1 protein-coding gene is annotated in these 364 nt (G+C 58.8%); it reads right to left on the bottom strand.

What is annotated here, in order from left to right; genetic code table 11:
* Positions 1 to 162: 162 nt before the first annotated feature.
* Positions 163 to 364: transposase (locus F3089_RS15785; RefSeq protein ID WP_192497423.1), on the bottom strand; the 202-nt coding region annotated here is incomplete at its 5' end.

A 364-nucleotide genomic window follows, 5' to 3' on the forward strand; every position in this document is an offset into this window, starting at 1 on the left:
CCCGGATTTCTCATGAGCGCCCGAAAGCGCGTTTATTGGCAGCGTAGCCAGCGCCGGGATGACCCACAACAGCTTTCTCTGGTCAGATTCTGATCGCTGAGCGGGTCTCGAACACACTGCCCCCTTTCCCCCATTAGTTCGGGCCGGGGGCGCCCGTTGTTTCTATGTCGGAACAAGGCGGCCAACGAGCTGGCTGAGTTCATCCTTCCAGGGGTAGTGCTCGCTGATCATCAGCCGTATACGGCGGGTATTGCGGATCACCACCGCCGCGACCTTGATCAGTTTCAAGCGCAGGTTGTGGACACTCATGCGCTCGAAGGTGGTGTTTTTCAGATGCTGGCGCAGGCGCTCGAACAGCGTGTAA

Source organism: Halospina sp. K52047b, from assembly GCF_008709855.1.
Classification (GTDB): Bacteria; Pseudomonadota; Gammaproteobacteria; order Pseudomonadales; family Oleiphilaceae; genus Halospina; species Halospina utahensis_B.